This window comes from Microbacterium oxydans (assembly GCF_900095745.1).
Lineage (GTDB): Bacteria > Actinomycetota > Actinomycetes > Actinomycetales > Microbacteriaceae > Microbacterium > Microbacterium oxydans_B.
In genome coordinates this window covers 51,878-77,839 of the sequence record NZ_FMIR01000009.1, presented here as the reverse complement: position 1 = coordinate 77,839, position 25,962 = coordinate 51,878, and the positions used below count along the sequence as shown (strand labels likewise).

Below are 25,962 nucleotides of genomic sequence, written 5' to 3'. Positions count from 1 at the left end.
AGCAGTCAGCTGGAGCGTTCGGCGAGGGTCTCTGCGAATCGGGTCAGCGCCTCGCGCACGGTGCCGCGCGGCAGCGGTGCGAGCGCATCGACGGCATCCCTCGTCCACGCATGCGCGAGTTCGAGGGTCTTCTGCGTCACCAGGTGATCGCGCAGCTCGTCGAGCGGGCCGTCGAGGATCGAGGGGTCTGCCCCATCGGCGATGAGGGCCACACCGTCGTCGATGCGCGCGGCGAGGTCGACGGCGGCGTCATCGGGCTCGGCCTTCAACAGCAGGTACGGCATGGTCGGGACGCCGGCGCGGAGATCGGTGCCCGGCACCTTGCCGGTCTCTTCGGGCTTGGCCGACAGGTCGATCACATCGTCGAGCAGCTGGAACGCGACGCCGATCTTCTCGCCGTACACCCGCAGCGGCTCCTCGTACTCGCTCGGCGCGTTGGAGAAGATCACACCGCCCTGCGTGGCGGCGGCGATGAGCGAACCGGTCTTGTCGGCGAGCACCTGGATGTAGAACGCGATCGGGTCGTCATTCTGCTGCGGCCCGAGGGTCTCGTGCATCTGGCCGAGGACCAGGCGCTCGAACGTGTCGGCCTGGAGCCGGATGGCGCGTTCGCCGAGCCGGGACATCAGCTGGCTGGCGCGGGAGAAGAGGATGTCGCCCGTGAGGATGGCGATGTTGTTGCCCCACACGGCATGCGCCGCCGGCACGCCACGACGGCGGTCGGCGCCGTCCATGACGTCGTCGTGATAGAGCGAGCCCAGGTGGGTGATCTCGAGCGCCTTGGCGACATCGATCACCTCGGAGGTGTTGCCGTCGCCGAGCTGGGCGGCGAGGAGCGTGAGCACGGGACGGATGCGCTTGCCGCCCGCCTCGTACAGGTAGCGGCTGGCAGCGTCGGCCAGTGGGTCGGCGACACGGACGTCTTGCGCGAGGCCGGTCTCGACGAGCTCGAGGCCGTCTTCGATCGCGCGGGCGACCTTGCGTGCGGCAGGGCCGATGAAGACGCGGTCGCTGAACCCCAGACGGCTCGCCAGCCGCGAACCCGGGGCGATGGGGCTCGAAGTCACGGTCCCAGCCTACCTGCGCCGGGATGCCGCAGTTGCGTGCGCGGCGCTCACGCGGGCTTGCGCGCTCGGTGCAGGGCGACGATGCCGAACGTGAGGTTGCGGTAGGCCACGTCGCTCCAGCCCGCCTCGCGGATCCAGGCCGACAACTTCTGCTGGTCGGGCCACTCGCGGATCGACTCGTTGAGGTAGTCGTACGCGTCGCCGTTGGTGCCCGCCACCCGGGCGACGCGGGGCAGCACCTGCGCGTTGTAGAAGCGGTACGCACCGCGGAACAGCGCGCCCGGAGGCGTGGAGAATTCGTTGATCACGAGCCGGCCGCCCGGCTTGGTCACCCGGTACAGCTCACTCAGCGCCTTCTTCGGGTCGTTGACGTTGCGCAGTGCATACGACATCGTGACCGCGTCGAACTCGGCATCGGCGAACGGCAGCGCCGTGGCATCCGCCTGCACGAACGAGAGGTTGCGCATCGCACCGTGGCGACGTTCACCCTCGGCCAGCATCCCGGGTGAGAAGTCGGCCGCGACGACGTCAGCACCGCTGCGGGCGAGCGACGCCGACGACGAGGCGGTACCTGCCCCGAGGTCGAGGATCCGCTCCCCCGGCTTCGGGGCGACCGCACGGGTGGTCGCCGCGCGCCACAGCACGTCGTTGCCGAAGGTCATGGCCGTGTTGGTGCGGTCGTACCCGGCGGCGACCTGGTCGAACATGCCGCTGACGCGGGCGGGGTCCTTGCCGAGATCGGCGCGGTTCTTCTCGTTCGAAGTCACGCGTTCAGTCTAGGCGCGAGGCCCAGGGCCTCGAGGCGGTCGAGCCACGGATCGGCGGTGGCATCGTCGAACGGTGCGACCTGCGCGCGCACCCGCTCCTCGAGGTCGAGGGCGAGCGCCTCGAGGTGCGCCATGACGTCGGCGGGATACCCGTAGCGGGCGCTGTGCTCAGCCCACTCGTCGCGGTCGTCGACCCAGGTGCCCCGAGCCCCGGCCACGCGAACGACATCGAGGTCCATGTCGATGCCGGTCGCGAGGAGCGGGTCGTCGGACCAGTGGATGTCCCAGCCCAGGTCGATGTAGATGCGCATGCCGCGGCGGTGGCGCCGGTTCACCGTCACAGCGTGGTCACCGCTCGCCGGGACGAGAGTGACGTTGGGACCGCCCGCGTGGAACTCGGCCCCGGGCCGGAAGCTGTGCCAGCCCACCGGCTGCCCGATCCAGTCGCCCCACTCGTCGGCGCCGAGATACACGCACTCGTGCCGCCAGTGCGGCGACCCGTCCCACTTGCGCCACTGGAAGACCATCTCGGTGCCGGGTGCGGGGCGTGCATCGCTCATCCGTTCACCCTACGACGGCGCGAATCCGTGGCTCCTGTGCGGCATAGGCTGGATGCGTGCACACCACCCACCTGGTCGTGGAGACCCGAGAGATCGACCCGGTCGAAGACCTCCTCGCCTACGCGGATCCCGCTCGCCCGCTCGCCTGGCTGCGGCGCGGAGACGGCATCGTCGCGGTCGGAGAGCCGCTCGCCGAGCTCCGCCCTCCGGCATCCACCGGCGAATCACGCACCGCCGTCGTCGCGGCCCTGTGGCGCGACATGACCGCTCAGGCCGAGATCTCCGACCCCGTGGGGCTGCCCGGCAGCGGGCTGGTGGCGTTCGGCGCGTTCGCATTCGACGAGGAATCCGCGGCCGACAGTGTGCTCGTCGTCCCGAGTCAGGTGCTCGGGCGTCACGGCGATCGCTTCTGGGAGACCCGCATCCGGATCGCCGCGTCGCCCGCCGCCGACGAGGTCTTCGCCACGCAGCCGTACGGTCCGCACTGGGCCGGCACGGTCGGACCGGGAGCCCAGAGTCCGCAGGGCTACCAGGACTCGGTGCGCCGGGCTCTGACCCGCATCGCCGACGGCGAGCTGAGCAAGGTCGTGCTGGCGCGCGACCTCACCGGCACCATCCCTGCGGGGTCGGACCTGCGCCGCCTCGTGCGCGCCCTGTCGACCGGCTACCCCGACACGTGGGCCTTCGCCGTGGACGGGCTGATCGGCGCGAGCCCGGAGACCCTGGTCACGGTGCACGACGGCACGGTCACCGCTCGTGTGCTCGCCGGCACCATCGGCCGAGGCGCGGATGCGGATGCCGACACCGCAGCATCCTCCCACCTCGCCTCGAGCACCAAGGATCTCGACGAGCACCAGTACGCCGTGCAGAGCGTCCTCGCCTCGCTGCGGACGCACACGAGGGCACTGGCCGCGAGCGAGCAGCCGTTCCTGCTGAAGCTCCCGAACCTCTTCCATCTCGCGACAGACGTCGAGGGCGAACTCGCCGACGGCGAATCGGCTCTCGACCTGGTGCAGGTGCTGCATCCGACCGCCGCCGTCGCCGGCACGCCGACCCCCGCAGCCATCGCCGCCATCCGCGATCTCGAGCCCTTCGACCGCGGACGCTACGCCGGGCCGGTCGGCTGGGTGGACGCCGCGGGCAACGGCGAGTGGGCGATCGCGCTGCGCTGCGCGCAGTTCACGGCCGGCTCGGGCGAGATCGGGGTCACCGCATACGCCGGCGCCGGGATCGTCGCGGGTTCCGATCCCGAGAGCGAACTGCTCGAGACACGCGTGAAGTTCCGGCCGCTGGTCGACGCGCTGGCCTGAGCGCGCTCAGCTCGCGGCGAGACGCTTCTTCTCGGCCTCGACGTCGAAGTCGGCGACCGGCCACTGCGGGTCGATGTCCTCGAGAGCCGCGAGCAGCAGCTCCTGCACCGCGAGACGGGCATACCACTTGGCGTTCGCCGGGATCACGTGCCACGGGGCCGCCTCGGTGGAGGTGCGGTCGAACACGGTCTGGTACGCCTGCATGTACTGCGGCCACAGCATCCGCTCGTCCACATCGCCGGGGTTGTACTTCCAGTACTTGTCGGGGCGTTCGAGCCGCTCCATGAGCCGCTCCTTCTGCTCGTCCGGCGAGATGTGCAGCATGACCTTGATGATGCGGGTGCCGGATGCCGCGACACGGGCCTCGAACTCGTTGATGGCGTCGTAACGGCGCTCGATCTCCGGTGCGTCCGCCAGCTCACGCACCTTGCCGATCAGGACGTCTTCATAGTGGGAGCGGTCGAAGACCCCGATGAAGCCCGGCTCCGGCAGGCGCTTCTCGATGCGCCACAGGAAGTCGTGACTGCGCTCCTCAGGCGTCGGCGCCTTGAACGCGGCGAGCGCGACGCCCTGCGGATCGACACCGCCGACCACGTGCCGCACGATCCCGCCTTTGCCGGCCGAGTCCATCGCCTGCAGCACCAGCAGCACGGCATCCTTCGCCACCCCGACCCTGCTCTCGGCGAACAGCCGCTCCTGCAGATCGTTCAGCTTCTCGAGCCCTGCCGCGAGATCGCGGGCGCCGTGCGACTTGCCGCCGACGTATCCGGGCTTGGAGTCGGGGTCGAGATCGGCGAGGCGGAATCCCTCGTCCACTCGCAGTGTCTGCGTCCAGCTGTGCGCGTCCATACGCACATCCTGCCAGTCAACGCGGCAGCGGCACCTCGATGATCTGACGGCCGCCACGCGGGGAGGTCAGTGCCTGATCGAGCGCCGTGCGGGTCGTGACCCGCTGGTACTCCCAGCCGTAGGCCAGCGCGAGGTGCTCCAGGCGCACGGTGTGCGGAGTGTAGAAAGCGCGATCGAGGTCGGCAGAACGTGCAGACCCTGCCACCTCCAGGGAGTCGAAGATGGTGCCGCCGCCGTCGTTGCCGACGATCACCTGGAGCCGCGGTTCGGTCTCGTCCGGGGGCAGCAGCAGCGCGCCGACGTCGTGCAGGAAGGCGAGGTCGCCCAGCAGCACCCTCGTCACACCGGGGGCTCCGGCCGCCTGGCTGGCGAGTGCGATGCCGGTCGCGGTCGCGATGGTGCCGTCGATCCCGGCGAGTCCGCGGTTGGCGTGCACGGGCACCTTCTTGCCTCCGAGCACCTGATCGGCGACGCGCACCAGCCGCGAAGAGCCGAACACCAGCCGGTCGTGCGGCCAGGTGGCCCGCCACACGGCATCGACCAGGAGTGCACGGTCGAGCGGGCGGCGGACGGCGTCGAGCTCGGCCTTGACGGCTTCTCTGCGGGCGGCGAAGTCCGTGGAGGCCAGCCCGTCGGGGTCGGGGGCGTCCTCGCTCAGGTCGACGACCTCGGCGGCCGAGGCCTGGAGCCAGTCGCCGAGCCAGGCGCGATCGGCGGGGCCGGGGGCGACGGATACGGCGCCGACGGCACGGGTGCGGTGGTTGAGGTTCAGCTCCTCCCCACCCCGGCGCACCGCGACCACCTCGACATCCGCGCGCGAAAGGACAGCTGCCGCTTCACGGCTGAGCGTCGGGTGGCCGAGGACGACGACGCGTTCGATCCGGCCGCCGAGCTCTTCGCGCGCCAGCAGTCGGCGGTACCCGTGCACGAGCTGTCGCCCGAACCGGGCGCCGCTGACGATCTCCGCGATCAGCGGCCAGCCGCCCGCGTAGGCGACCTCCTCGGCATCCGCTCCCGCATCGGCCCCGGCGATCACGACGGTGCGCGGGCCGCGGTCGAGCTCGAACGGTTCTTGTGCGAGCGGACGAGGTGCTTCGCCGGGGACCACCGAGAGCGCGGAGAGTGCCCCCGAGAGCGGCTCCCTCGCGGGAAGGTTGAGGTGCACGGGTCCTGCCACGCCGGGCAGCGCACCATCGACCTCGCGCGCGCCCATCGCGGTCGCGACGGCGCGCTCGGCGAGCCCGGCCCAGTCGCCGTCTCCCGGCACCGGCGCATCGACCTGGTCGCGCACCCACGGGTGGAAGAGACCTTCTTGGAGCGTCGCCTGGTTGGCGCCGACGCCGCGGAGTTCCGGCGGACGATCGGCGGTGAGCAGCAGCAGCGGCACACCGGAGTGGAACGCCTCGAGCACCGCGGGGAGCAGGTTGGCGACGGCCGTGCCCGAGGTGCAGATCACGGCCGCGGGCACACCCGTCTCGCGGGCGATCCCGAGCGCGGTGAACCCGGCGACGCGTTCGTCGATGCGTACGTGCACCCGCACGTGCCCATCATCGGCGAAGCGCACCGCGGCGAGCGCGAGCGCCTGCGAGCGCGAGCCCGGCGACAGCACGATGTCACGCACGCCGTTCGAGACGAGGTCGGCGATCAGGGAGGACGCCGCCTCCATCGCCGGCGACGACGTCACGGGCGCGGGTCCGAGGCGGGAGGCTCGTCGGTCTCCTCGTCCAGACGGGCGAGCTCCTCTTCGAGGCGGCGGATGCGCGCATCCTGCTCGGTCTTGCTGATGCTGCGCAGGAACGCAGGATCGTCGTCCGGCGCGATGACGGGGCGAGTACCGGAATCGTTCGCACGGCGCCGGCCGATCACGAACCACAGGATTCCACCGATCACGGGCAGGAGCACCACGATCGCGATCCAGGCGGCTTTGGACACACCCCGGTGACGCGTCGCCGGCTGCACTGCGCAATCGACGATGCTGTACACCCAGAACACGGCGGCGAGGAAGCCGCCGACGATCAGTAGTCTCGCCACCCCTCCAGTGTAGGCGTGTCAGCGCCGGCCCGGCCCCGGAGAGACAGAGGCGCGGTTGCTAGACTGCGCGGGAAATGCTGCCCTCATCGCCGGATCGGATGCTGCGAGTGCGGGCTGATCGGACGCTGATCGCCCGCGCGGTCACGGCCGTCGGCCTCGCGCTCCTGCTCGTGATCGGCGCCTGGTCCAGCTCCCACGGCCCGGCCGATGTGCACGCCACCCTCTGCCTGGCGTCCGGCGTCTCGTCGCCGGTTGACACCGTGGCCCCCGACCGAGGCACCGACAGCGCGACGGCGGTCGATGTGCTCTCCTCCGACATCGGCGTCTGCGTGCTCGCCGTGCTGTGCGGCATCGCCCTGGTGCTGCTGTTCCTCCGGCTTCGCGGTCGGGGCGCGCGACCTCTCGGCGCCCGCATTCCCCGCCTGACGTCGCCGAGCCGTGCCGGCCCGCGCCTCGTCGTCCCCGCGCTCTCCCTCACCCAGCTCTCGATCTCCCGCACCTGAACTCCGACGCGTGCATCGAGCCGCCTCGCGCGGCATCCTTCCCCGTCGTACCCGTGTGTCTGGAGACCCCATGAAGAACTCTGTCAAAGCGACCCTGATCGCCATCGCCGTCGCCATCGTGCTGCTGATCGTCGGCCTCGTGATCGCCCTCAACCAGAAAGCGGCGAGCGCGCCGCCCGAAGGCGAACAGCGGCAGACCGTCCGCACCGACTCCCATGTGCTCGGCGACGGCGGCGACGGGGCCGTGACCGTGGTCGAGTTCCTCGACTTCGAGTGCGAGGCGTGCGGGGCGTTCTACCCGATCGTCGAAGAGCTCCGCGAGAAGTACGACGGCGAGATCACCTACGTCGTCCGCTACTTCCCCCTGCCGGGGCACATCAACTCCACCCAGGCCGCCCTCGCCGCCGAGGCCGCGGCGCAGCAGGACCGGTTCGAGGACATGTACCACCGGCTGTTCGACACCCAGGCGCAGTGGGGCGGGCAGGCGGAGGAGACCCCCGAGGTGTTCCGCGCGTTCGCCGAAGACCTCGGCCTCGACCTGGCCGCGTACGACGCCGCGATCGCCGATCCCGCCACCGCGGAACGCGTGCAGGCCGACAAGAGCGACGGCGAGAAGCTCGAAGTGAGCAGCACCCCGACGTTCTTCGTCGACGGGGAACAGCTCGAGCTGCAGAAGTGGGACGACCTCGAGCAGGCGATCGAGAAGGCCGTCAACGGCTGAGTCTCGGTGACGGGATCGTCCGCCCCACAGCATCCGGCGCGGACGGTCCCGTCGTCCTGCGGTCCCGATACGCTGAGATCAAGATCAGGGAGAGGGCCCGGACGACCATGGAACTGACGTCGATTCTGCAGGGGACGCACAACGCTCGAGAGCTCACCGGGCTCCCGCTCACCGGCGGCGGAACGCTCGCCTCCGGTCTCCTCTTCCGCTCCGACGCCCTCGCAGGGCTCACCGACGAGGGGCTGCAGGAACTCGTCGACCTCCGCATCGGGACCGTGATCGACCTGCGCACCGACGGCGAGCGGTCCCGCGCGGCGGACCGGCTTCCCGAGGACGGCAGCGTGACCCTGCTGCCCCTGCCGATGCAGGGCGGCGCCATGGACGAGATGGTGAAGCGGCTGCTTCCCGCAGCGGGTGGCGCGAGCCTGTCGGTCACGCAGGTCGCCGACGTGCTCAAGCAGGTGCCGACGCTGGAGGGGCTGTACGTGGCCATCCTGGAGGCGAGCGCCGCGCAGTTCGCGACCGTCGCGCGCACCGTGCTCGCCGCGTCGCGCACCGACCGCCCCGGAGTGCTGTTCCACTGCACCGCAGGCAAGGATCGCACAGGGCTCGCCGCGGCCGTCCTGCTGTCGGTCGCCGGGGTGCCGCGCGAGGCGATCGTCGAGGACTACACGCAGACGGAGAAGAACCTCGCGCTCGGTTTCGCCGAGGCGCTCACCGCGCTCATCACCTCCCTCGGTGTGCCTCTCACGCCGAGCCTGAAGACGCTCGCGACAGAGTCTCCCGCCTCGGCGATCGAGGCGGCCCTGGAGTGGATCGACGCGAACCACGGCGACGTCTCGGGCTATCTGCGCAGCGGCGGCATGACCGACGAGGAGATCGCGGACCTGCGCCGAGTGCTGCGCGGCGAGTAGCCGGCGCACTCCCGGTAGGTGAGCGCCATCGCTACGCTGAGCGCATGACTGAGGAGCGCTCTCCCACGCCCCACCCGGCCATCGCCGTCGTCCGCCGCATCCCGGCGACGCTGATCATGGTGCTGCTGATCCTCATCGTCGGGCTCGTCTGGAATGGGCTCTGGGCGCCGTTCGAGGACACGAAGCTGTTCCAGACCGTGGCCTACGGCCTGCCGAATCTCGTCGACGGCAAGTGGTGGACCCCTGTGACCGGCACGTTCTTCGTGAACCAGCCGTGGGTCTACGTGTTCACGATCGCCGGGTTCTGGGGCATGGCGTACCTGGAGTTCCGCCGCGGATCGCGGGTCGCACTCGCGTACTACTGGATCGGTCAGCTGTTCGCGATCTTCGCCACCGCGCTGCTGCTCCTCCTGCTCTCGCAGTTCCCCTGGGAGTGGGCCACGACCCAGGCGCAGGCGCTCGACGTCGGAGCATCCGGGGGAACCATGGCCTGCATCGCCGCAGCCGTCGGCCTCTTCCGCCCGCCGTGGCGGGTGCGCGGCTGGCTCATCCTGCTCGGGTTCGTGTTCATCGCGATGCTGTTCTGGGGCAAGATCGCCGATCTCGAGCACCTGCTCGCCGTGCTGCTGATCCTCGCGGTCGACCGTTCACTGCGCGTGCGGCACACGACCGTCCGTGAGCAGCGACTGATCGCGGTGATCGCCATCCTGGTGCTCGGCGCGGTCGAGATCATCACCACCCTCCTGCCCACCGACGGCCCGTTCGGTCCCACCGAGCCCGCATCCGGCGGCTTCATCGACCTCGCGATCGACGTCGTCGTGATCCTGGTGCTCGTGAACGGTCTGCGCCGCGGCCGCCGCTGGACCTGGGTGCTCGCACTGCTGCTCGGCCTCTTCAACGTCCTGGTCGCGGCGCTCGTGCTCACGCTCATCACCGTCTTCAGCCAGGCCCAGGTCGACTTCCGCTGGGACGGCGAGACCGAGCTCTCCCTGGCGAACGGATTCCTCTGGCTGGTCATGCTCGTCTACCTCATCTGGGTGCGCCGGGCGTTCGGGGCGAAGCGCAAGTCGAAGCTCGGCATCCAGCCCTCCCCCACGGCGGATGACATGAAGAAGGAACTGCGCACGCATGGCGGAGGCACCCTGTCGTGGATGACGACCTGGGACGGCAACAGCTACGCCCGCGTGACCGGCGGCATCGTCGCGTACCAGCGCCGCAACGGCGTGGCTCTGGCGCTCGCCGACCCGATCGGGCCGGCGGACGCTCGCGGCGAGGCCGTGACGGGGTTCATCCGCACTGCTGAGCAGGCGGGTCTGGTGCCGTGCTTCTTCAGCGCCGATGAGGCCACCCGCGCCGCGGTGCCCTCGACCTGGCGCAGCATCGTCGTGGCCGACGACACGATCGTCGACCTGCCGGGGCTGGAGTTCACGGGCAAGCGGTGGAACTCGGTGCGCACCTCGCTCAACAGGGCCGGCCGGGACGACATGACCTTCCGGATGACGCACCTGAAGGCCGAGTCCTGGGGTGTGCAGCAGCAGCTGCGGGCGATCTCCGAAGCCTGGGTCGGCGACAAGGATCTGCCGGAGATGCGCTTCACCCTCGGCACGCTCGATGAGGCGGAGGACCCGGAGGTGCGACTCGCGCTGGCCGTCGCACCCAACGGCGACATCGACGGCTTCCTCTCGTGGCTCCCCGTGTACGGCGGCGACGGCGCGGTGCGCGGGTGGACGCTCGATCTGATGCGCCGCCGCGACGGCGGGTTCGGCCCGGTGATGGAGTACCTCATCGGGTCTTCCGCGAAGCAGTTCTCGGAAGAGGGCGCGCAGGTCATGTCGCTCTCCGGCGCACCGCTCGCCCACGACTATCCGCCGGATGCGGGAGTGATCGCCGCACTCAGCGACCGGCTGGCGGACGCTCTGGAACCGGTCTACGGCTTCGGGTCGCTGCACCGCTTCAAGCAGAAGTTCCATCCGCGCTACGAGACCATGTATCTCCTGTTCCGCGACGAGAGCGACCTCACCCGCATCGGCGGCGCGCTCACGCGGGCATTCCTCCCCGACGCCACGTTGCGGCAGTTCGCCGGGGCCGGACTCGAACTCGTGCGCGGCGGTGGCAAAGACTGACTATTACGTTTTCCGGATAACACAACGCTATGCGGATTTCCGGATAACACCCGCCCCGCACCCGGCGGCCGCGGCGTGAGTACGATCGGTGTCGTGCTCGATGAAGACCGCCTCCGCTCCATGGCCGACGAACTCACCACCGTGCACGGCGTGCGGGCGGTCGCACTCGGAGGCAGCCGGGCTCGGGGCACGCACCGCCCGGACTCCGACATCGATCTGGGTCTCTACGTCGACGCGGACGTCGACCGCGCGGGCCTGGGGCGTGTGGCGAGCAGCTGGACGGGTGCGCCTGTCGAGATCGCCGAACGGGGCGGCTGGGGACCATGGGTCGACGGCGGCGCCTGGCTCATCGTCGACGGAGTGCCGGTAGACCTCATCCTCCGCGACGTGGACCGGGTGGCCGCGCAGTGCGCTCGCGCCGCGAGAGGCGAGTTCGCCTTCCACACCCAGCCGGGGCATCCGCTCGGCTTCCTCGACGTCGCCTATGCCGGCGAAGTCGCGACGAGTGTGCCGCTGCGGGATCCGGACGGGATCCTGGTCGGGCTGGCTCGCAGCGTGACCCCCTACCCGGAGGCTCTGCGGGACGCGTTCCTCGCGAACCTCTGGCAGGTCGACTTCCTGCTGAACGCCGCCCTGAAGGGGGCGAAGTCCGGTGACGTCGCCTACGTGTCGCTGTGCGGAACCACGACGACGATGCTCACCGCGCATGCGTGGCACGCCTCGGCCGGCAACTGGGTCACGAACGAGAAGGGCCTCGTGACGAACGTCGCGCGCCTGCGGATCGACACCCGCGGGTTCAGTGCGGCGGCCGCCGAGGCGCTCGGGAGCCTCGGCACCTCCCCTGGGGAGCTGCTCGCATCGATCGCGCGACTGCGCGGGCTCCCCCGCCCCGGCACCCCGGAGAACGCACCGGAGTCCGACTGACGAGGGTCGCGCGCAAGTCGAACTCGTCGGCGAGGTTGCTCCCCTCAACCCACCGCATCCGCCAGCTCGACCGGTGCCTCACCTGAGGCATCGCCGACCGGGCGCTTGGCGGTGTTCGCGATGTGCGCGCGGCTGACGACGATCACCGCGACGATCATGATCGCGACACCCAGCCAGTACGGCGCGGCGGGGCTGACCAGGGCGTAGAGCGCGCCCGCGATGAGCGGCGCGGCCGTGCCCATGGCCGCGTTCAGCGACTGCGTCGCTCCGCCGAGCCAGCCCTGCTCATCGTCACCGACGGCGTTCGACATGGCACCGTCCATCGCGGCCTGCGAGGCACCCTGGCCGGCGGCGAGCATGAGCGCGCCGACGATGAACACCCACGGCTGAGCGAAGATCGAGGCCACGATGGCGAGGGCCGCGAGGCCGATCATCTGCGCGATGATGCCGCTCACGATCACACCGCGCTCCCCGATGCGCGGGAGCAGGATGCCGAGCAGCACACCCTGGATGAGGATGTCGATGATGCCGACCGCGGCGGTCAGGAGTCCGATCTGCGTCGGTCCCCACTGAATCGAGTCGAGTGCCAGCACGCTGAAGTTGTTCACGAAGAAGCCGAACGGCAGGGCGAGCAGGCCGAAGCCGATCATGAGCCCGCGCAGCTCCTTTCGTCCGAACGCCTCTTTGAACACCGCGAAGGGCTGCACGTCACGGAGCTTGATCGTGGCGATGCGGTTGCCGGGCTTCAGGCTCTCGGGGAGCAGGAAGATACTGAGGATCGCGATCGTGAGGGCGACCGCGGCAGTGAGGAAGACCGGGAGTTGGAGGCTCACGGCGGCGAGCAGACCGCCGATCCCCGGGCCGATCATGGTCCCGATGCCGGACAGCGCACCGAGCAGGCCGAAGCGCTTGGCACGCTGCTCGGGTGGGGTGATGTCGGCGAGGTACGCGAAGAGGGCAGGGAGGTCGCCGGCTGTCAGGCCCTGGATGACCCGGGCCAGGACGAGGACCCAGATCGCTCCGCCGATGCCGAACAGCGCCATCGAGAACGCGGCCCCGAACGCGGCGACGACGATGACGGGTCGGCGGCCGAACCGGTCGGAGAGGCGACCGAGGAACGGCGCGGCCAGGAAGGCGCAGAGCCCGTTGACCGCCTCGAGCACGCCCACCCAGATGGCGAGGTCGCTCTCGTGGGAGACGTACTGGAGCACGACGAAGGGAAGGACGGGGAGGACGACCGTCATCCCGATGACGGTGAGCATCGTCAGCACGATGAGCATGATCCAGGCGCGGTTCTGTTCCCGGCGCGTGAGGGTGTTGGGTGAAGTCATACCGAAAGTGTAGCGATACCAGTTTTGGTGTCAAGCCAGTTTTGTGGTCGGTTCACGATAGGGTGAGGACCATGACGACCCCAGAGCCCCTCGGGCGCCGCGAACGGAAGAAGGCCGCGACCCGCAAGGCGATCTCCGACGTCGCGACGATGATGTTCCTCGAGCGCGGCTTCGACAACGTGAGCATCCGCGAGGTCGCCGACGCCGCCGACGTCTCCCCGACCACCGTCTTCGCGCACTTCCCCCAGAAGGAGGCCCTCGTCTTCGACGAGGACGACGAGCAGCGCGACCGCCTCGTCTCCACCGTCCGAGACCGGCAGACGGGGACCACGATCAACCGCGCGATCCACGAGTTCTATACGGCCGAACTCCGCGCGAACGTCGACGAGCACGGCAACGACGTCACCCGCGTGTTCCTGCGCTTCCTCAACGAGACACCGGCACTGCGCGACTACGCGGCGAAGATGTGGCTCCGGCACGAAGACGCCCTGGCCGACGCCATCGCCGAGGAACTCGGTCTCGCCGAGCCGATCGCCGAGATCCGCGTCTACGCCCGGTTCGTGCTGCAGATGCAGCTGCTCGTCAACGACAGTGACGACCCTCTCGGCACCCTGGACGCGGGATTCCGGCTGCTCGACAGCGGCTGGGCACCGATCGAAGCCACGATCGCCGAATCCCGAGCTTGATCGCCCTCAGATGCGACGAGGTTGATCAAGGCATCGCAGCGACCGAGGTCGAGGCGTAGTCCGGGAGCTCGATCGCTTCGGACTTGTCGAGCATTCGCGCGACGATCTGACGCATCGGCCAGTGATGCATGAGTCGCGCGGAGAGCACCCGCATCCGGAGCATGAATCGACTGCGCGGAAGGAAGCCGTCGACGCCACCGGGCGCCAGTGTGTGGGCCGTCGCGACGTAGGGCCGCATGATCTCCTCGTAGCGGGCGAACGCCGCGGCATGATCTCCCGCGGCACGTCCGAGCTCGCCCGCCAGGACATACGCGCCGACGAGAGCGAGACTCGTGCCCATCCCCGTGAGGGGCGACCCGCAATAGCCGGCATCCCCGAGCAGGGCGACGCGCCCTCGGGTCCAGCTGTCCATGTGCACCTGGCTGACGGTGTCGAGATGGAAGTCGGCATCGGCATCCGCCGCCGCGAGCAGTTCTCCGGCCCGCCAGCCCATCCCATCGAAGACCTCGCGCAGGAGCCGCTTCTGGCTGGCGACGTCGCGCCGATCCACGTCCGCGCCGGTGGCGGCGAACGCCAGCATCACCTTCGCCGAACCGCCGCGCTCGGGCCGCAGCGCAAGCATCCGCCCCGGCTCGCTGTACATGTCGAACCAGTCATCGAGCGGACCGGCGTCCGGCACGGTGCAGTAGCCGAGGTACGCGCCGAGGTGCACGACGTAGTCGACCTCCGGACCGAAGGCGAGCGCCCGCACACCGGAGTGGATGCCGTCGGCACCGACGACGACGTCGAAGGTGCGGACCAGACCGCTGCGGAAAGTGACCTCGACGCCACCCGGGCCCTCCACCATCGACTCGATCCGGTCGCCGTAGATGACCTCGGTGTGGTCGTCGATGAGATCGAGGAGGATCTCCGTCAGGTCGCCCTTCATGATCTCGATCTCAGTCACGGGACTGCCGTCGCCGACGAAGAGATCGGCAGGCATCGTGGCGAGCTCGCGGCCCGCGCTGTCGATGTAGCGCAGCCCCTTCTCGTGCACGATGCGCTCGCGCACGCGGGGCATGATGCCCATCCGCTCGGCGACGACCTCGCCGAGTCCGCGGAGATCGACGGCCTGCCCTCCGAGGCGGACGTCGGGCGTCTGCTCGACGATCGTGGAGCGGATGCCCTGCCTGTGGAGCCAGTGGGCGAGGGCGGGTCCTGCGATGCCGGCGCCGGAGATGAGTACGCTGTATTCGTTCATGAGAAGCACGATAATACAGCGAATATACGCTGTACAAGTGTTCTAGTTAGAAGAGTGGTGTACTAGTACGGTGCGAGCAACTTCACAGACCATCGCGGCGGAGATCGCCGACCGGATCACCTCCGGAGAACTGCACCCCGGCGACCGGGTGCCGTCGGCGCGCGGGATCACCCGCGACTGGGGCGTCGCGATCGCCACCGCCACCAAGGCCCTTGCGCACCTGCAGCAGCAGGGCCTGATCGTCTCGACACCGGGCATCGGCAGCGTCGTCGCCTCCCCCACGACGACGCCCACCCCCTCGCTGACGACCGCGACCGTTGTCGCGACCGCGATCGCGATGGCGGACGCCGAAGGCATCGAGGCGATCTCGATGCGGCGGATAGCCGCCGAGCTCGGCACCGCCACCATGTCCCTCTACCGGCACGTCGAGAGCAAAGACGGACTGATCCTGCTCATGATCGACGCGGTGCTCGGGGAGGAGTCATTCCCCGAGCCGTCAGCGGACTGGCGCGCCGATCTGGAGGTGTCGGCGCGACTGCAGTGGGCGAGCTTCCAACGGCATCCCTGGCTCGCGGGGGTGATGTCGATCTCGCGGCCGCAGCTCGTCCCCAACGGTTTCCGCTACACCGAGTGGTGCCTGCGGGCTCTGGCTCCACTCCGGCTGAGCATGGAGACGCTGATGTACATCAGCGTCATCGTCTTCAGCCACGTCAAGTCCCTGGCGACCGACATCGCCTTCGAGGCCGAGCAGCGTCAGGACACGGGCCTCACGGCAGACGAGTACATGACCACCCGATCCAGCGACATCGCCGAGATGGTGTCGCCGACGGACCTGCCGCTACTCGCCTCCCTGGTGCGATCGGACGACTTCGATCTCGACCTGGATGCGCTGTTCGAGTTCGGGCTGCAGCGGCTGCTCGACGGCATCGAGAGCTGGCTCCCGCGCTGACTCAGTCGTCGCGAGGTCGGCGGCGCAGGCTCTTGACGTCGGTGCGTCGCTGCTTGGCCTTGAGGCGACGCTCCTTCGACCCGCGACTCGGCTTGGTCGCACGACGCGGGGGTGCCGGCGGCCTCAGCGCCTCGGCGACCAGCGCGACGAGTCGATCACGCGCGGCATCACGGTTGCGCAGCTGCGCGCGATGCTCGGAGGCCGCGATCGTGAGCACCCCGTCGACCAGACGGCCGCTCAGCCGATCGAGGAGCCGCTCGCGCTGATACGGCGTGAGTGCCGCGGAGTTCGCCGCATCCCAGACGAGTTCCGCGCGCGAGTCGGCGGTGTTCACGCCCTGCCCTCCCGGGCCCGACGACCGCGAGAAGCGCCACGACAGCTCGGCCTCGGGGATCGTGAGACCCGACGAGACCCGCAGACCGGGGCGATGGGCGGAAGGCATGTCTCCATCATCGGGCCTCCCGAAGCCGGCCGCTGCAGTCCGGCTAGCATTGCGGGGTACGACGAGCCGCGCAGCATCCACTCCACGGCAGCGCACGCGGCCCTCACGCGGAGCACGATGAACTCATTCCGGCAGGACGACTGGGCGGCGAGCCCCTCGTTCCCGTCGACGGTGGCCGAGCCGTACTTGATGGGCACGGGTGTCGTCACGGGGGAGGACACCGGCGCTCGTCCGCTCTCCCCTCCGCACAGCCACGCCGATCCGATGCTCGCCTGGTGCTACCGCGGCACGGTCTGGGTGCACCTGCAGGACGCACGGTGGCGCCTGACCCCGGGGCAGGGCGTGTGGATCCCGGCGAACACCCCGCACACCGCCCACCACGAGCCCGACTCGATCGGCTGCTACACCTACATCCCGGATACGGCCCTGCTCGCTCCGGTCGACCAGATCACCCGGGTCCTGGTGCCGCGGGCGGTGCAGGAGATGCTGCTCCACCTCGGCATCAACGACATGCCCACCGACCTGCGCGTGCGCGTCCAGTCGGTGCTGATCGAGATGCTGCAGCAGCCGCTGCCCGAGGCCGCGAGCGAGTGGGGCGAGGTGCCGATGCCCACCGACGAACGGGTCGCCCCGCTGGTGCAGGCGGTACTCGCCGACCCCGGCGATCCACGAGGGGCCGTCGAGCTGTTCCTCGCGCACGGACTCCACGAGCGCACGGTCCTGCGCATCTTCCAGAACGACGTCGGCATGAGCTTCGGCCGCTGGCGCACGGGAGTGCGGATGACTCTGGGGGCACGCCTGATCGTGGACGGCACACCCATCGGCGCCGCCGCACACCGCTGCGGCTACGCGACGACGAGCGCATTCTCCGCCGCCTTCAAGGAGCGGTTCGGGATCACTCCCCGCCAGCACGTCGCGCGCGTGCAGGCCGACACCGCCCATCAGCTGTACTGGCGCTGACCGCTCACGGTTGTTCCGACCGCCATTGTCGGTTCCGCGACACAAGTCGTCGCTCCCGCGACACTGAGCGAGCCATCCGCGTTCTAACATCGTTCTGTTAGGGCATGCTTACCTAACTTCTCGCCGCATCGACGCGGCACACCCCTCCCCCCTTCCCGAAGGAGAACCATGTCGCACGCTTCTGCGCGCCCGAAGATCCGCCGAGGCTCGGCCCTCGTCGCCGCGGCCATCGCCGCCGCGCTCACCCTGGCAGGGTGCACGGCATCCGGTGAAACCGCCGGATCCGCACCCACGTCGGCCGCCGTCGACGGGGTGGTCATCGAGCACGGCCACGGGAAGACCGTGATCCCCGAGAAGCCGCAGCGCGTGGTCGCCCTCGGCTGGATGACGCCCGACATCGTCGCGGCCCTCGGCACCAACCCGGTCGGCATCGAAGAAGTCTGGGGCGCCGACGAGAGCGGCTACCAGCCCTGGTTCGAGGACTACGTCACCGAGGAATACGGCGAGACCCCTGAGATCATCCCCTTCGTCGAGGACGGCCCGAACTACGAGGCCATCAAGGAGCTCAAGCCCGACCTGATCCTGAGCCTCTACTCGGGCGTCACCGACATCGAGTACGAGCGCCTGAGCGAGATCGCTCCGACGGTGCCGTACATCGAGGGGCCGTGGAACCCGGGCACCTGGGAGGGCATGACCCGCACGGTCGGCAAGGCCCTGTCGGAGGACGCGAAGGCCGAGGAGCTGATCGCCGAGACCGAGGAGCAGATCACCTCCCTCTCCGGCGAGCATCCCGAGTTCCAGGACAAGACCTTCGTCTGGGGTCTGACCCTGAACGAGGGCGGCACCGACCTCGGCGTCTACCTCGAGTACGACCCGCGCGTGCGCATCACCGAGGCGCTGGGCTTCACCTCCACCTCGGCGATGGACAGCTTCCTCGCGAGCGCCGAGGGCGACAACTGGTACACCGGCGTCAGCCTCGAGAACCTCTACGACGTGCAGGCCGACCTGTTCGCAGCCTGGGGCGGCAGCGCGGATGAGGGGAAGTACACGGTCGAGAACAAGGTCGTCTCCCGCTGGGAGCCGATCGCCGACGGGTCGTACGTGATCTACGCGAACGACGCCGAGGCCTCCGCGATCAGCGCACCGACCGTGCTGTCGCTGAAGTACATCCTCCCGAAGTACGTCGACGACCTCGCAGCCGCGCTGCAGGGCGAGCCGACCATCGACGGGAAGTGACCCGCGAGATGTCCCTGGCGACGCAAGACGACACGGACGTCTCGAACACAGGTGCGGGGAGTCGCAGCGACGACTCCCCGCACCGCAACGGGACGCTGGTGGTGGGACTCATCGTCTCCACCGTGGTGCTGGTGGTCGCCGTCATCGCCTCGCTCGCGATCGGCAGCCGCGCGATCGACCCCCTCACCGTGCTGCAGTCCCTCTTCTCCTATGACGATGAGAACCCGCTGCACCTGATGGTCATGGAGCTGCGGGTGCCGCGCACGCTGCTCGGCATCGTCGTCGGTGCCGCCCTCGCCGTGTGCGGCGGACTCATCCAGGCCTTCACCCGCAACCCGCTGGCCGACCCCGGCATCCTCGGAGTCAACGCCGGCGCCTCCTTCGCCGTCACCTTCGCGGTCGGCGTGCTCGGCCTGACGGCACCCGGCGCCTACGTGCCTTTCGCCCTCGCCGGGGCCTTCGTCCTGACCGTGCTCGTCTACGTGCTCGGCTCGTTCGGGGCGTCGGGTGCGACCCCCATGAAGCTCACCCTCGCCGGAGTCGCCCTGGGTGCGGCATACACCGGATTCACCACCGCGATCGTGCTGCGCGACCTCGGCACCCTCCAGGTCATGCGGTTCTGGGGTGTGGGCTCGATCGGCGGACGCACCCTCGACCAGCTCGCGTGGGCAGCCCCGCTCATCGCGATCGGACTGCTGATCGGACTGCTGTGCGCACGCTCGCTGAACGCCCTCGCCCTGGGCGATGACCTCGCGCAGGCGCTCGGCGCACGCGTGCGCGTGACGCGGATCCTCGTCATCATCGCCGTCACCCTGCTGGCAGGAACCAGCGTCGCCGCTGCCGGCCCCATCGCCTTCGTCGGGCTCATGATCCCGCACATCGTCCGCTGGTTTACCGGACCCGATCAGCGCTGGGTGCTGACCTACTCGATGGTCATCGGCCCGGCGTTCCTGCTGTTCGCCGACATCCTCGGCCGCATCGTGCTCCCGAACGGAGAGATGCGCGTCGGCATCGTCACCGCTCTCCTCGGAGCCCCGATCCTGATCATCCTCGTGCGCCGGAAGCGGGTGAGCGGACTGTGAGCATCGACCAGAAGCCCGTCACCCTGCCCGCCATCGACTCTTCGCACGCCGAGTTCGCCCCGGTCGATCACGGGCGTCGCCTGATCCGGATCGAGACCCGGCGCATCGCCGCCCTCATCCCCGTGCGCTCCGTCATCGTGAGCGTCGTGCTCGTGGTCGTCATCGTCGGAACGGGCCTCGCCTCGATGACCATCGGTGCCTACGAGGTCGATTTCCCCGCGGTCCTGCGCGCCATCGTCGATCCGGCATCCGACCCCGACATCCGCCAGGTGGTCTTCGAGTGGCGCCTGCCGCGCGTACTGTTCGCGGTGCTGTGCGGAGCGGCGCTGGCCCTCGCCGGCGGGATCTTCCAATCCCTCACCCGCAATCCGCTCGGCTCCCCCGACATCATCGGATTTGGCATCGGGGCCCAGTTCGGCGTCACGCTCGTGATGATCGTGCTCGAGCTGAACACCTATATGTTCAAGGCGGCCGGAGCCCTCGTCGGTGGATTGCTCACCGCGCTGCTCGTCTACGTGCTGGCCAACAAGAACACGATGTCGTCGTTCCGCCTGATTATCGTCGGCATCGGCGTCTCGGCCGGACTCGGGTCGCTCACCTCGTGGATCCTCATCTCGGTCAGCGTCGAGAAGGCGATGATGGCCGCGACCTGGGGCGCGGGCTCGCTCGCCTCGCTCGGCTTCGACCAGCTGATCCCCGCGACGATCGTGTTCGCGATCGTCACCGTGCTCTCCCTCCCGCTCGCCCGCACGCTGCCGGTGCTGGAGATGGGCGACGACGCAGCCACCGCGCTCGGCATCAGCCCCGGGCGCACCCGCCTCGCGGCCATGGTCTTCGGCGTGGCCCTGGTCGCCCTCGTCACCGCCGCCGCCGGCCCCATCTCGTTCATCGCCCTCGCGGCCCCCCAGATCTCGCAGCGACTCACCCGCTCGAACACCCCGATGGGCACGGTGCCCGTGATGCTGACCGGCGCCGCGCTCGTCGTGGTGTCGGATGCCGTCGCCCAGCTCGTCGCCGTACCGGTCGGCGTCGTGACGGTCTCGGTCGGCGGCATCTACCTCGCCTGGCTGCTGGCCGCCCAGTACGCGCGCCGCACCTGAAAGGAACACCCATGACCGCTTCGCTGCTGGCCCGCGACATCACGCTGGGCTACGGAGAGACCCCCATCATCTCCGACCTGTCGCTCGAGGTCCCCGACGGCTCGTTCACGATCATCATCGGACCGAACGCGTGCGGAAAGTCGACCCTGCTGCGCGGGTTCGCCCGCCTGCTGCGCCCGACCACCGGAGCGGTGCTCCTCGACGGCGATGAGCTGCGCTCACTCAAGCCGAAGGAGGCCGCCCGCAAGCTGGGGCTGCTGCCGCAGTCGTCCATCGCCCCCGACGGCATCACGGTCGCCGACCTCGTGGGCCGCGGGCGATTCCCCCACCAGAGCGCCATGCGCACGTGGAGCAGCGCCGACGAGCGCGCGGTGTCCGAGGCCATGGCGGCGACCGGAGTCACCGACCTGTCGCGGCGCCTGGTCGACGAGCTCTCGGGCGGGCAGCGTCAGCGGGTCTGGGTGGCGATGGCCCTCGCCCAGCAGACCCCGCACCTGCTGCTCGACGAGCCGACGACGTTCCTCGACATCGCGCACCAGATCGACCTGATGGAACTCTTCGCCGACCTGCACCGCGACGGCACCACACTCGTCGCCGTGCTGCACGACCTCAACCACGCCGCCCGCTACGCGACGCACCTCGTGGCGATGCGCGACGGGGCGATCGTGGCACAGGGCGACCCGCGGGAGATCATCACCGCCGAGCTCGTCCAGGCCGTGTACGACCTGCCCTGCAAGGTCATCACGGACCCGGTGTCGGGAACGCCGCTGGTGCTGCCGCTCGGACGGCGGACACCGTGACGTCCACCCCGCGGAGGCTGTTCGGGATCGCACTGAAGTCCGAGGGACGCGGCATCGCCCTCGCCGGGGCGACTGCGCTGCTCATCGTGCACTCCCTCGCCGAAGCCACGATCCCCGTCCTCATCGGAGCGACGATCGACCGCGCCGTGCTGCCCGCCGCCCCCGCAGCCCTCGCGCTCTGGCTCGGCGTGCTGGTCGGCACGTTCCTCGTGCTGACCGCGAGCTATCAGGCGGCCTCTCGGCTCATGGTCTCGATCTACGGTTACGGCGAGCAGGCGCTGCGCCACCTCACACTCTCCCGCATGCTGCGCCCCCGGCTCTCCCGCCGCGCTGTCACTCCGGGCGAAGCGCTCACGTTCGTCACCTCCGACACGTACCGCGTGGCCGGAGTCGCCTGGTCGGTCGCGCAACAGTTCTCGACGATCGCCGCGATCGTCGGCGCAGGACTCGCGATGCTGGTGATCTCCCCCGTCGCGACGATCGTGGTGTTCGGCTCGACGATCGCGATGATGTTCGTGATGCAGGTCGTCTCCCGTCCGTTGGAGCGTCGCGGCTTCGCCGAGCAGCATGCCGCGACCGAGGCCGGGGCCGTCGCGGCCGACTTCATGGGCGGCTTCCGGGTGCTCGTGGGAATCGGTGCGCGCGAGGAGGCTGTGCGGCGGTACATCGCCGCCAGCGACGCCTCCCGCCGGGCCGCGACAGCTGCCGGCCGGTCCCTCGCCGCCTACGAAGCGGTGAGCGGCACCCTGGCCGCGGTCGCGACGACTGCCCTCGCCGGCATGTCGGCCTGGTTCGCGGCGGAGGGCCGCATCAGCATCGGCGAGTTGGTGACCGTGCTCGGACTCGCCCAGTTCATCAGCGGATACCTCGCCTACGCCGGCTCGTTCCCCTCGAACTGGATCCACAAGCTCGCCTCCGCCAAGCGCCTCGCCGAGGTGATCGACGCCGAGGATCTGCTCGATGCGCCCGCCGCATCTTCTCCGGCAGAACCGGCCGGCGATGTCGTGCTGGCTTTCCGCGCCGACTCGGGAGCCCCGCTCGTGGAGGTGCGCGAGCGCGAGGTGCTCGGCATCCGTCCCGCCGACAGCGACGCGGCCCGCGCGCTCTCCCGCCTGCTCGGGCTGCGCTCGCGCGCCGAGCCCGGGCTGGTGTCGGTCGCCGTCGACGGCGGACTCCGTGATCTGACCACCCTCGACCCCGTCGAGTACCGCCGCCGGGTCGTCGCCCCGCCCCACGGACAGACGATCGTGAGCGGCTCTCTGCGCGAGGCTGTGCGCGGTCACGGGACAGACGAGCCCGCGCATCCGCCGTTCATCGAGATGGCGGCACTGCACGACACCGTGGTGCAGGTCGGCGGCTGGGAATCGCAGGTCGGCGAAGCCGGTCGACGGCTCTCGGGCGGACAGCGCCAGCGCATCGGGATCGCCCGCGCCCTGCATGCGGAGGCCGACGTGCTGGTGCTCGACGAGCCGACCTCGGCCGTCGATGCCCTCACCGAGGCGCACATCGCCCGCGCGCTCGCGGAGCACGACGAGACCGTGATCGTGATCACCACCTCCCCGGTGCTGCTCGACGCCTGCGACCGGGTCATCGACCTCCCCTCTCCCGGAACGGATGCTCCCCATGAGTGACCCGACCTCGACCACCGCGCTGCTGCCGATCGCGTCCAGCGCCCGCGTACGGGCCGTCGTCGGCGGGCTGCTGCGGCAGCATCCGGGTCGGACGGCGGCGGTCGCTGCCCTCTTCCTCGCGGCATCCGCCCTCGGGATCGTGATGCCGTCATGCCTCGGCCGGATCGTGGATGCCGTCTCGTCGGATGCCGGCTTCGCGACCATCTCCGGGTGGGTCGCCGGCGCGGGCCTCGGTGCGATCGGCGCGGCCGTGATGATGCTGTGGGCCGTGCGAGTGCTCACCGGTCTGGTGCAGGACATGCTCGCCACCCTGCGCGAAGACGTGTTCGCCTCGGCGATGCGGCTGCCGGTCAGCGAGGTCGACGACGGCGAGAGCGCCGACCTGCTCTCCCGCGTCACCGGAGACGTGGATGCCGTGGCCGAGGCCGGCGGCAACGTCGCCCCGACCCTCCTGTCGGCGGGCTTCGCGATCGGGGTCTCGGTGGTCGCACTGACCGCCCTCGACCCGTGGCTCGCCCTCGCCGGAATCGCCTCGGCACCCTTCTATGTGCTCGGCACCCGCGCGTTCCTGCGGCGGTCACGTGTGGTGTTCCGCGAGGTGCGGGTGCGCGAGGCCGCGCGCAGTCAGGCCGTGCTCGACGCAGTCGAGGGCATCGAGACGCTCACCGCGTTCAACGAGCAGGAGCCCGCGCTCGAGCGGGTCCGTGAGCGCGCCGAAGCATCGATCCACATGCAGATCGAGGGCGTGCGGGTGACGAACCGGCTGTTCCGGTGGATCAACGGCGGCGAGCTCGTCGGGCTGGCTGCGATCCTCGGCACCGGGTTCCTCCTGCAGTCCGCAGGCGCGATCACGGTGGGAGCCGTCACCACGGCCGCGTTGCTGTTCCACCGCTTGTTCGGCCCGGTCGGGCAGCTGATCTTCGGGCTCAACGACATCCAGCGTGCGGCCATCGGGCTCGCGCGACTCGTCGGGGTCATCGACCTCGCGCCCGCCTCGGCCCCGCGGGACGAGGAGACGGATGCGGCACCACGGGCATCGGCCGGCATCGAGGTGCGGGACCTGACCTTCCACTATCCGACCACCGGTCGCGGCATCAGCGATGTGAACCTGCGGGTCGACCAGGGCACCACGGCGGCGTTGGTCGGCACCTCGGGGTCGGGCAAGAGCACGCTCGCGCGTGTGATCGCCGGGCATCATCCGCCGACCTCGGGCAGCGTGCACCTCGCGTCGAGCGCCGATGCCCCGTATTACCTGTCGCAGGAGCTGCACCACTTCCGCGGCACGATCGCCGACAACCTGCGGCTGGTCGCCCCCGAGGCGAGCGACGACGAGATCGTCGCCGCATTGCGGGCGGTCGGAGCGGAGTGGGCGGTCGGGGCGATGGTTCTCGAGCGGGACGGCCGTGCTGCATCAGAGTCCGCCGTGCCGCTCGACGAGGGACGCATCCAGCAGCTCGCGGTCGCGCGGGCGTTCCTCGCCGACCCTGACGTCGTGATCCTGGACGAGGCCACCGCCGACGTCGGTCTCCATCACCGCGAAGCCGTGGAAGACGCGATCGCGGCGCTGCGCAAGGGCCGCACCGCCGTGCTCATCGCGCATCGGCTGCAGCAGGCCGTCACCGCCGAGCAGATCGTCGTGTTCGCCGACGGCAGGCCGACGCAGCGCGGCACGCACGACGAGCTCGTCGCCACCGAAGGGCTCTACCGCGACTCCTGGCTCGCCCAGACGCGCAGCGCTCCCCATCCGCACACCCCCACCGGCCAGACCCCCACCGGCCAGATCCCCACCACAGAGACGGAGACTCCGTGAGCATCCACCGCGGCATCGTCAGCAGCACCACCACCCTCACTCCGACCCTGGTCCGCGTCACACTCGGCGGTGACGGCATCACCGACTTCCTCAGCACCGGCATCGGCGACGAGTATGTGCGGGTGTTCTTCCCGCACGGCGAGGACCCGAAGGATGTCTCGCTTCCCGTGCCCGCGGGCGACTGGTGGGAGACGCCGGAGGGCGCGCCCGAAGCCCCGATGCGCACGTACACGATCAGCGGTGTACGCCCGGATGCCGGCGAGCTCGACATCGACTTCGTGATCCACGAGGCGGGTGTCGCGGGGCCGTGGGCTGCGCGCGCGGAGCCCGGGCATGTGCTCGGGCTGAACTCCCCGACCGGTCTCTACTCGCCGCCGGAAGACATCACGTGGCAGGTGCTCGTGGCCGACCTCACCGGGCTTCCCGCCGTGGCACGCATCATCGCCGAGGTGCCGTCGGGCGTGCGTACCCGGGTCGTGCTCGAGGTGCCGAGCGAGGCGGACCGCGTGCCGCTCGAGGTCGGCCCCGACGTCGAGGTCACCTGGGTGGTCGGCGGCAACGGCCACGGCCCCAGCGCGCTCGGCCCGCTCGTCCGCGGCATCGTCGACGACCGGCTCCCCCTCGCCGAGGGGTACGTGTGGGTGGCCGGCGAGACCGTGGCGCTGCGCGACGTGCGCAAGTACCTGCGCAAGGAGCTCAGCCTCCCCGCGACCCGCTTCAAGGTCGTCGGCTACTGGACCCCCGTCGCCGCCTGGGACGAGAAGTTCGCCGCGCTCCCCGACTCCGTGCAGAACGAGTTGGACGCGATCTGGGCCGATGCCGAGGGCGACGAGCCCGAAGACGTGCAGGTGCGCTTCGAGGAGCGGCTGGATCAGTTGGGGTTGTGAGGGGCCGAGGTCGACGCCACCTAAGAGCCTCGTCGGTCG

General features: G+C 70.0%; 25 protein-coding genes. 16 read left to right on the top strand and 9 right to left on the bottom strand.

All coding sequences use genetic code 11. The features are described 5' to 3' along the window. Nucleotides 1-5: 5 nt before the first annotated feature. Genes BQ2383_RS03280 through BQ2383_RS03270 form a run of 3 tightly spaced genes read right to left on the bottom strand, consistent with a single transcriptional unit; the run spans nucleotide 6 to nucleotide 2,394 of the window. Nucleotides 6-1,067 carry a polyprenyl synthetase family protein gene (locus BQ2383_RS03280; RefSeq protein WP_091029476.1) on the bottom strand — a complete coding sequence of 354 codons (1,062 nt, stop codon included), beginning with the start codon at nucleotides 1,065-1,067 and terminating at the stop codon, nucleotides 6-8. A gap of 47 nt (nucleotides 1,068-1,114) precedes the next feature. Beyond that, entirely contained in the window at nucleotides 1,115-1,834 is a 720-nt protein-coding gene (locus tag BQ2383_RS03275; protein WP_091029473.1) for a class I SAM-dependent methyltransferase, read from the bottom strand. Continuing rightward, the gene (locus BQ2383_RS03270) at nucleotides 1,831-2,394 is read right to left on the bottom strand and encodes a hypothetical protein (protein ID WP_091029469.1); all 564 of its coding nucleotides are present in this window, start codon (nucleotides 2,392-2,394) and stop codon (nucleotides 1,831-1,833) included. The genes BQ2383_RS03275 and BQ2383_RS03270 overlap by 4 nt, the downstream gene beginning before the upstream one ends. Nucleotides 2,395-2,450: 56 nt before the next feature. On the opposite strand from BQ2383_RS03270, the gene BQ2383_RS03265 reads away from it, so the two are divergent. After that, nucleotides 2,451-3,704, top strand: a complete 1,254-nt coding sequence (locus BQ2383_RS03265) for an isochorismate synthase (protein WP_091029465.1) — start codon at nucleotides 2,451-2,453, stop codon at nucleotides 3,702-3,704. A gap of 6 nt (nucleotides 3,705-3,710) precedes the next feature. Here BQ2383_RS03265 and BQ2383_RS03260 read toward each other — a convergent pair whose 3' ends face one another. Genes BQ2383_RS03260 through BQ2383_RS03250 form a run of 3 tightly spaced genes read right to left on the bottom strand, consistent with a single transcriptional unit; the run spans nucleotide 3,711 to nucleotide 6,584 of the window. Further along, nucleotides 3,711-4,553 carry a polyphosphate kinase 2 family protein gene (locus tag BQ2383_RS03260; RefSeq protein ID WP_091029461.1) on the bottom strand — a complete coding sequence of 281 codons (843 nt, stop codon included), beginning with the start codon at nucleotides 4,551-4,553 and terminating at the stop codon, nucleotides 3,711-3,713. Between the two features lie 16 nt (nucleotides 4,554-4,569). After that, the gene (gene menD, locus BQ2383_RS03255; protein ID WP_091029709.1) at nucleotides 4,570-6,219 is read right to left on the bottom strand and encodes a 2-succinyl-5-enolpyruvyl-6-hydroxy-3-cyclohexene-1-carboxylic-acid synthase; all 1,650 of its coding nucleotides are present in this window, start codon (nucleotides 6,217-6,219) and stop codon (nucleotides 4,570-4,572) included. Nucleotides 6,220-6,233: 14 nt separating this feature from the next. After that, nucleotides 6,234-6,584: a PLD nuclease N-terminal domain-containing protein gene (locus BQ2383_RS03250; RefSeq protein WP_029260899.1), complete on the bottom strand. Its 351-nt coding sequence runs from the start codon at nucleotides 6,582-6,584 to the stop codon at nucleotides 6,234-6,236. A 74-nt stretch (nucleotides 6,585-6,658) separates the two neighbouring features. Between BQ2383_RS03250 and BQ2383_RS03245 the strand changes: the two genes are divergently transcribed. The 5 genes from BQ2383_RS03245 (at nucleotide 6,659) to BQ2383_RS03225 (ending at nucleotide 11,769) form a co-directional block, all read left to right on the top strand. Further along, nucleotides 6,659-7,087, top strand: a complete 429-nt coding sequence (locus BQ2383_RS03245) for a hypothetical protein (RefSeq protein ID WP_244175874.1) — start codon at nucleotides 6,659-6,661, stop codon at nucleotides 7,085-7,087. 70 nt (nucleotides 7,088-7,157) lie between these two features. Further along, nucleotides 7,158-7,808, top strand: coding sequence for a DsbA family protein (locus BQ2383_RS03240; protein WP_091029458.1), 651 nt, complete (start codon nucleotides 7,158-7,160; stop codon nucleotides 7,806-7,808). A gap of 107 nt (nucleotides 7,809-7,915) precedes the next feature. Next, nucleotides 7,916-8,722, top strand: coding sequence for a tyrosine-protein phosphatase (locus BQ2383_RS03235; RefSeq protein ID WP_091029455.1), 807 nt, complete (start codon nucleotides 7,916-7,918; stop codon nucleotides 8,720-8,722). 44 nt (nucleotides 8,723-8,766) lie between these two features. Then, nucleotides 8,767-10,845 carry a bifunctional lysylphosphatidylglycerol flippase/synthetase MprF gene (locus BQ2383_RS03230; protein ID WP_091029452.1) on the top strand — a complete coding sequence of 693 codons (2,079 nt, stop codon included), beginning with the start codon at nucleotides 8,767-8,769 and terminating at the stop codon, nucleotides 10,843-10,845. Between the two features lie 93 nt (nucleotides 10,846-10,938). After that, the gene (locus BQ2383_RS03225) at nucleotides 10,939-11,769 is read left to right on the top strand and encodes a nucleotidyltransferase domain-containing protein (protein WP_244175873.1); all 831 of its coding nucleotides are present in this window, start codon (nucleotides 10,939-10,941) and stop codon (nucleotides 11,767-11,769) included. Nucleotides 11,770-11,813: 44 nt separating this feature from the next. Here BQ2383_RS03225 and tet(42) read toward each other — a convergent pair whose 3' ends face one another. Next, nucleotides 11,814-13,100, bottom strand: a complete 1,287-nt coding sequence (gene tet(42), locus BQ2383_RS03220; protein ID WP_244175872.1) for a tetracycline efflux MFS transporter Tet(42) — start codon at nucleotides 13,098-13,100, stop codon at nucleotides 11,814-11,816. 71 nt (nucleotides 13,101-13,171) lie between these two features. Between tet(42) and BQ2383_RS03215 the strand changes: the two genes are divergently transcribed. After that, complete coding sequence (locus BQ2383_RS03215) at nucleotides 13,172-13,786, top strand: TetR/AcrR family transcriptional regulator (protein WP_091029447.1); 615 nt, start codon at nucleotides 13,172-13,174, stop codon at nucleotides 13,784-13,786. Between the two features lie 25 nt (nucleotides 13,787-13,811). Here BQ2383_RS03215 and BQ2383_RS03210 read toward each other — a convergent pair whose 3' ends face one another. Next, complete coding sequence (locus BQ2383_RS03210; RefSeq protein ID WP_091029700.1) at nucleotides 13,812-15,026, bottom strand: FAD-dependent monooxygenase; 1,215 nt, start codon at nucleotides 15,024-15,026, stop codon at nucleotides 13,812-13,814. Between the two features lie 70 nt (nucleotides 15,027-15,096). On the opposite strand from BQ2383_RS03210, the gene BQ2383_RS03205 reads away from it, so the two are divergent. Further along, nucleotides 15,097-15,975 (top strand): TetR/AcrR family transcriptional regulator C-terminal domain-containing protein, encoded by an 879-nt coding sequence (locus BQ2383_RS03205; RefSeq protein WP_091029442.1) that lies wholly within the window; start codon nucleotides 15,097-15,099, stop codon nucleotides 15,973-15,975. A gap of 1 nt (nucleotide 15,976) precedes the next feature. Here the strand turns inward: BQ2383_RS03205 and arfB are convergent, their stop codons facing one another. Beyond that, the gene (arfB, locus tag BQ2383_RS03200; RefSeq protein ID WP_091029438.1) at nucleotides 15,977-16,417 is read right to left on the bottom strand and encodes an alternative ribosome rescue aminoacyl-tRNA hydrolase ArfB; all 441 of its coding nucleotides are present in this window, start codon (nucleotides 16,415-16,417) and stop codon (nucleotides 15,977-15,979) included. Between the two features lie 117 nt (nucleotides 16,418-16,534). Here arfB and BQ2383_RS03195 point away from each other — a divergent pair, with 117 nt between their 5' ends. The 8 genes from BQ2383_RS03195 (at nucleotide 16,535) to BQ2383_RS03160 (ending at nucleotide 25,923) form a co-directional block, all read left to right on the top strand. After that, on the top strand, nucleotides 16,535-17,377 hold the full coding sequence (locus BQ2383_RS03195) for a helix-turn-helix transcriptional regulator (RefSeq protein ID WP_091029435.1): 843 nt from the start codon (nucleotides 16,535-16,537) through the stop codon (nucleotides 17,375-17,377). Between the two features lie 168 nt (nucleotides 17,378-17,545). Then, the gene (locus BQ2383_RS03190; protein WP_091029432.1) at nucleotides 17,546-18,613 is read left to right on the top strand and encodes an ABC transporter substrate-binding protein; all 1,068 of its coding nucleotides are present in this window, start codon (nucleotides 17,546-17,548) and stop codon (nucleotides 18,611-18,613) included. Continuing rightward, the gene (locus BQ2383_RS03185; RefSeq protein WP_091029429.1) at nucleotides 18,610-19,695 is read left to right on the top strand and encodes a FecCD family ABC transporter permease; all 1,086 of its coding nucleotides are present in this window, start codon (nucleotides 18,610-18,612) and stop codon (nucleotides 19,693-19,695) included. Before BQ2383_RS03190 ends, BQ2383_RS03185 begins: the two co-directional genes overlap by 4 nt. Next, nucleotides 19,692-20,795 carry a FecCD family ABC transporter permease gene (locus BQ2383_RS03180; RefSeq protein ID WP_091029425.1) on the top strand — a complete coding sequence of 368 codons (1,104 nt, stop codon included), beginning with the start codon at nucleotides 19,692-19,694 and terminating at the stop codon, nucleotides 20,793-20,795. Before BQ2383_RS03185 ends, BQ2383_RS03180 begins: the two co-directional genes overlap by 4 nt. 11 nt (nucleotides 20,796-20,806) lie before the next feature. Further along, on the top strand, nucleotides 20,807-21,595 hold the full coding sequence (locus tag BQ2383_RS03175; RefSeq protein ID WP_091029421.1) for an ABC transporter ATP-binding protein: 789 nt from the start codon (nucleotides 20,807-20,809) through the stop codon (nucleotides 21,593-21,595). Continuing rightward, the gene (locus BQ2383_RS03170; protein WP_167381523.1) at nucleotides 21,592-23,226 is read left to right on the top strand and encodes an ABC transporter transmembrane domain-containing protein; all 1,635 of its coding nucleotides are present in this window, start codon (nucleotides 21,592-21,594) and stop codon (nucleotides 23,224-23,226) included. The genes BQ2383_RS03175 and BQ2383_RS03170 overlap by 4 nt, the downstream gene beginning before the upstream one ends. Beyond that, nucleotides 23,219-25,036, top strand: coding sequence for an ABC transporter ATP-binding protein (locus BQ2383_RS03165; RefSeq protein WP_167381522.1), 1,818 nt, complete (start codon nucleotides 23,219-23,221; stop codon nucleotides 25,034-25,036). The genes BQ2383_RS03170 and BQ2383_RS03165 overlap by 8 nt, the downstream gene beginning before the upstream one ends. Continuing rightward, nucleotides 25,033-25,923, top strand: a complete 891-nt coding sequence (locus BQ2383_RS03160) for a siderophore-interacting protein (RefSeq protein ID WP_091029412.1) — start codon at nucleotides 25,033-25,035, stop codon at nucleotides 25,921-25,923. Before BQ2383_RS03165 ends, BQ2383_RS03160 begins: the two co-directional genes overlap by 4 nt. Nucleotides 25,924-25,962: the final 39 nt, after the last annotated feature.

Excerpts from the sequence above, each read along its gene's own strand:
- BQ2383_RS03245 (WP_244175874.1), top strand. The coding sequence starts at position 6,659 with ATGCTGCCCTCATCGCCGGATCGGATGCTGCGAGTGCGGGCTGATCGG.
- arfB (WP_091029438.1), bottom strand. The coding sequence starts at position 16,417 with ATGCCTTCCGCCCATCGCCCCGGTCTGCGGGTCTCGTCGGGTCTCACG.
- BQ2383_RS03195 (WP_091029435.1), top strand. The coding sequence starts at position 16,535 with ATGAACTCATTCCGGCAGGACGACTGGGCGGCGAGCCCCTCGTTCCCG.
- BQ2383_RS03240 (WP_091029458.1), top strand. The coding sequence starts at position 7,158 with ATGAAGAACTCTGTCAAAGCGACCCTGATCGCCATCGCCGTCGCCATC.
- BQ2383_RS03230 (WP_091029452.1), top strand. The coding sequence starts at position 8,767 with ATGACTGAGGAGCGCTCTCCCACGCCCCACCCGGCCATCGCCGTCGTC.
- BQ2383_RS03165 (WP_167381522.1), top strand. The coding sequence starts at position 23,219 with ATGAGTGACCCGACCTCGACCACCGCGCTGCTGCCGATCGCGTCCAGC.
- BQ2383_RS03260 (WP_091029461.1), bottom strand. The coding sequence starts at position 4,553 with ATGGACGCGCACAGCTGGACGCAGACACTGCGAGTGGACGAGGGATTC.
- BQ2383_RS03270 (WP_091029469.1), bottom strand. The coding sequence starts at position 2,394 with ATGAGCGATGCACGCCCCGCACCCGGCACCGAGATGGTCTTCCAGTGG.
- BQ2383_RS03190 (WP_091029432.1), top strand. The coding sequence starts at position 17,546 with ATGTCGCACGCTTCTGCGCGCCCGAAGATCCGCCGAGGCTCGGCCCTC.
- BQ2383_RS03235 (WP_091029455.1), top strand. The coding sequence starts at position 7,916 with ATGGAACTGACGTCGATTCTGCAGGGGACGCACAACGCTCGAGAGCTC.
- BQ2383_RS03210 (WP_091029700.1), bottom strand. The coding sequence starts at position 15,026 with ATGAACGAATACAGCGTACTCATCTCCGGCGCCGGCATCGCAGGACCC.
- BQ2383_RS03215 (WP_091029447.1), top strand. The coding sequence starts at position 13,172 with ATGACGACCCCAGAGCCCCTCGGGCGCCGCGAACGGAAGAAGGCCGCG.
- BQ2383_RS03175 (WP_091029421.1), top strand. The coding sequence starts at position 20,807 with ATGACCGCTTCGCTGCTGGCCCGCGACATCACGCTGGGCTACGGAGAG.
- menD (WP_091029709.1), bottom strand. The coding sequence starts at position 6,219 with ATGGAGGCGGCGTCCTCCCTGATCGCCGACCTCGTCTCGAACGGCGTG.